Source organism: Cyanobium sp. LEGE 06143, assembly GCF_015207535.1.
GTDB lineage: Bacteria > Cyanobacteriota > Cyanobacteriia > PCC-6307 > Cyanobiaceae > NIES-981.
The window spans coordinates 2996-6486 of the sequence record NZ_JADEWP010000145.1 but is presented as its reverse complement, the minus strand read 5'-3'; the positions used below and the strand labels follow the sequence as shown (position 1 = coordinate 6486).

Below are 3491 nucleotides of genomic sequence, written 5' to 3'. Positions count from 1 at the left end.
GCTACTGCCTCCGGCACCAAAGGCATCGTCCGGCAGGTGATCGGCCCCGTGCTTGACGTTGAATTCCCAGCCGGACAGCTGCCCAAGATCTTCAACGCGCTCCGCATCGAAGCCAAGAACTCCGCTGGCCAAGACGTGGCCCTCACCGCCGAAGTGCAGCAACTGCTCGGCGACCACAGGGTCCGCGCCGTGGCGATGAGCGGCACTGATGGTCTGGTGCGGGGCATGGAAGCCCTCGACACCGGTGCTCCGATCTCCGTCCCTGTGGGTGAAGCCACCCTGGGCCGGATCTTCAACGTGCTGGGCGAGCCGGTGGACGAGAAGGGTCCTGTGACCACCACCCTCACGGCGCCGATCCACCGCGAGGCTCCCAAGCTCACCGAGCTCGAAACCAAGCCCAAGGTGTTCGAGACCGGCATCAAGGTGATCGACCTGCTGGCTCCCTACCGCCAGGGCGGCAAGGTGGGTCTGTTCGGAGGCGCCGGCGTGGGCAAGACCGTGCTGATCCAGGAGCTGATCAACAACATCGCCAAGGAGCACGGCGGCGTATCGGTGTTCGGCGGCGTGGGTGAGCGCACCCGTGAGGGCAACGACCTCTACGAAGAGTTCAAGGAGTCGGGCGTGATCAACGCCGATGACCTCTCGAAGTCGAAGGTAGCTCTCTGCTACGGCCAGATGAACGAGCCCCCCGGCGCCCGCATGCGCGTGGGCCTCTCGGCCCTCACCATGGCCGAGCATTTCCGCGATGTGAACAAGCAGGACGTGCTGCTGTTCGTGGACAACATCTTCCGCTTCGTGCAGGCCGGCTCCGAAGTGTCCGCGCTGCTGGGCCGCATGCCCTCAGCGGTGGGCTATCAGCCCACCCTCGGCACCGATGTGGGCATGCTGCAGGAGCGCATCACCTCCACCCTGGAAGGTTCGATCACCTCAATCCAGGCGGTGTACGTGCCTGCCGACGACCTCACCGACCCCGCCCCCGCCACCACCTTTGCTCACCTGGATGCCACCACGGTGCTGAGCCGTGGCCTGGCTTCCAAGGGCATCTATCCCGCCGTGGATCCCCTGGACTCCACCAGCACCATGCTCCAGCCCGCCGTGGTCGGCGATGAGCACTACCGCACCGCCCGTGCCGTGCAGAGCACCCTTCAGCGCTACAAGGAGCTCCAGGACATCATTGCGATTCTTGGTCTTGACGAACTCTCGGAAGACGACCGTCGCACGGTGGATCGGGCCCGCAAGATCGAGAAGTTCCTCTCCCAGCCCTTCTTTGTGGCCGAAGTGTTCACCGGCATGCCCGGCCAGTACGTGAAGCTGGAAGAAACGATCAAGGGCTTCAACATGATCCTTGCTGGCGAGCTCGATGACCTGCCCGAGGCAGCCTTCTACTTGGTGGGCAACATCGATCAGGTGAAGGCCAAGGCTGAGAAGATCAAGGCGGATGCCAAGGGTTGATCCCGCTCCTTCAACCCTGAGGTTTTCATCATGTCCCTGACTCTCCGAGTTCTGGCGCCCGACCAGAGCGTTTTTGATGGCAGCGCCGAAGAGGTGATTCTGCCCAGCACCACAGGCCAGGTGGGCATCCTGCCCGGCCACGTCACCATGCTGGCGGCCCTGGACACAGGGGTGATGCGCCTGCGGGCGGGAGGCTCCTGGAGCTCAATCGCCCTGCTCGGTGGCTTTGCCGAAGTGGAAGCCGATGAGGTCACGGTGTTGGTGAACGGCGCCCAGTTGGGCGCCAGCATCGACGCCACCGCAGCTGAGGCTGAGTTCGAAGCGGCCCAGGCCGCCGCGGCCGGCTTTGAGGGCACAACTCCGAGCACGGAAAAGCTGAAAGCTCAGCAGGCCCTCGCCAAGGCCCGGGCTTGGCTCCAGGCCACCCGGGGCCAGTCCTGAGCCTCGGCGCTCAGCGAGGCTGACGGCCCCATGGAGTGATTGTTCCATGGGGCCGTCAAGCCACAGGCTCAGCTGGCGTGATCCCCCCGGCCATCAAAAAAGCGTCCCGACCGGGACGCTGACGATCTCACCGAGGCATCTGACGAAGGTGACGGAGGCAGGAGAGCCGCAGCAGCGCCTCAGGCGGTACCGCAGAAGGTGACATCGGGGAACTTGAGCTTGGCCTCATCAAGGCTCTTGCCCTTGCCCTCCTCCTGCCAGTAATTGATCACCTCGGTGGCCTTGTTGAGGATCTCAACACGCTCATTGTCTGTGATCCAGCTCTTGGCCTCGAGCTCGCTCTTGAGGGTTTCCCAGGCGTCTTCCCGGGGCCAGAAAAAATAGGCGGTGAGGGGGCTTGGCCCGCCGCCCACGATCTGATCGACCGCCAGGGCGACGTTGTCTGGAAGCCAGAGGATCTTCAGCAGGAAGCGGCCCTCATCGGCCTTGGGGGTGTATCCCGAGGGAACACCGTCCGCATCGATGGTGGCTGAGGCCAGGGCGGCGCTGCCACCACGCATCACCGGACGTCCCTGAGAGGCGGTGTCTTCAGTGGCGGTGGCCACCTCGGGCGCATCGCTCACGGCAGCGCCGGCGGCGCTTTCGGTGGCTGGCATGGTGTCGGCGCTCAAGGCAGAAAGTCAAACAACTAACCTATCAGCTGAGCTTCCGCAGCCCCCTGAGTCCTCGCGCTGTCCAGCTCTTCGACATCGACGGTGTGATCCGTGACGTGTCTGCCAGCTACCGCCGCGCCCTGGCCGAAACCGTGCAGCACTACGCCGGCTGGCGGCCGGATCCGGCCACGATCGACGCCCTCAAGGGCGAGGGCCGCTGGAACAACGACTGGGATGCCTCCCTGGAGCTGCTGCGCCGCCACGGCCACACCCCCCTGCCCCAGCGGCAGGCCCTGGTGGAGGTGTTCAGCCGTCACTATTTCGGCGGCGACCCCCACGGAGACCCGGCCCTGTGGCAGGGGTTCATCGGCCAGGAGCCCTTGCTGGTGGACGCCTCCTTGTTCACGTGGCTCAGCCATGCCCAGGTGGCCTGGGGATTCGTGAGCGGTGCCGAACCCCCCTCCGCCCGCTACGTGCTGGAGCAGCGGCTGGGCCTGGAGCAGCCTCCCCTGCTCGCCATGGGCGATGCTCCGGACAAACCCGATCCCACAGGCCTGCTGCGTCTGGCCGCCCAGCTGGCCGAGGCACCCCTGGGCCTGGCCTCCAGCCCACCGGTGCTCTACCTGGGCGACACCGTGGCGGACGTGCTCACCGTGGTGCGGGCCCAGCGGCAGCTGCCCGAGCAGCCCCTTCTCGCCCTCGGGGTAGCACCTCCCCACCTGCGCAGCGATCCAGCCGCACTCCGCCGCTACGAGGCTTCCCTGCTCGAGGCCGGGGCCGACGCCGTGATCCCCAGCACCCAGGCCCTGCCGAAGCGCCTGGAGCGCCTGCTGGCGTCGCTCAGCGCTCCATCGCGCTGAGGCTCTTGAGGGCTGTGGCCGTCAGCACCTCATGACCCCGGCCGGTGACGGCCACGTCATCCTCGATGCGGATGCCGATGCCCNT

Annotated in this window: 4 protein-coding genes and 1 pseudogene (1 of these 5 cut by a window edge); 3 read left to right on the top strand and 2 right to left on the bottom strand. The window is 66.1% G+C overall.

Annotated elements, in window-relative coordinates:
• On the top strand, positions 1 to 1452 hold a 1452-nt coding region (gene atpD / locus IQ216_RS10330; protein WP_193815404.1), incomplete at its 5' end, for a F0F1 ATP synthase subunit beta.
• A gap of 30 nt (positions 1453 to 1482) precedes the next feature.
• On the top strand, positions 1483 to 1893 hold the full coding sequence (gene atpC, locus IQ216_RS10325) for an ATP synthase F1 subunit epsilon (RefSeq protein WP_186698837.1): 411 nt from the start codon (positions 1483 to 1485) through the stop codon (positions 1891 to 1893).
• Between the two features lie 179 nt (positions 1894 to 2072).
• Here atpC and IQ216_RS10320 read toward each other — a convergent pair whose 3' ends face one another.
• Entirely contained in the window at positions 2073 to 2564 is a 492-nt protein-coding gene (locus tag IQ216_RS10320) for a 30S ribosomal protein PSRP-3 (RefSeq protein WP_193815405.1), read from the bottom strand.
• 86 nt (positions 2565 to 2650) lie between these two features.
• On the opposite strand from IQ216_RS10320, the gene IQ216_RS10315 reads away from it, so the two are divergent.
• Positions 2651 to 3406, top strand: coding sequence for a TIGR01548 family HAD-type hydrolase (locus tag IQ216_RS10315; protein ID WP_370566700.1), 756 nt, complete (start codon positions 2651 to 2653; stop codon positions 3404 to 3406).
• Here IQ216_RS10315 and IQ216_RS10310 read toward each other — a convergent pair.
• A pseudogene (locus tag IQ216_RS10310) lies at positions 3387 to 3491 on the bottom strand (aminopeptidase P N-terminal domain-containing protein); it runs 1227 nt beyond the window's last position. The gene IQ216_RS10315 and the pseudogene IQ216_RS10310 sit on opposite strands and share 20 nt — an antisense overlap.

Excerpts from the sequence above, each read along its gene's own strand:
- atpC (WP_186698837.1), top strand. The coding sequence starts at position 1,483 with ATGTCCCTGACTCTCCGAGTTCTGGCGCCCGACCAGAGCGTTTTTGAT.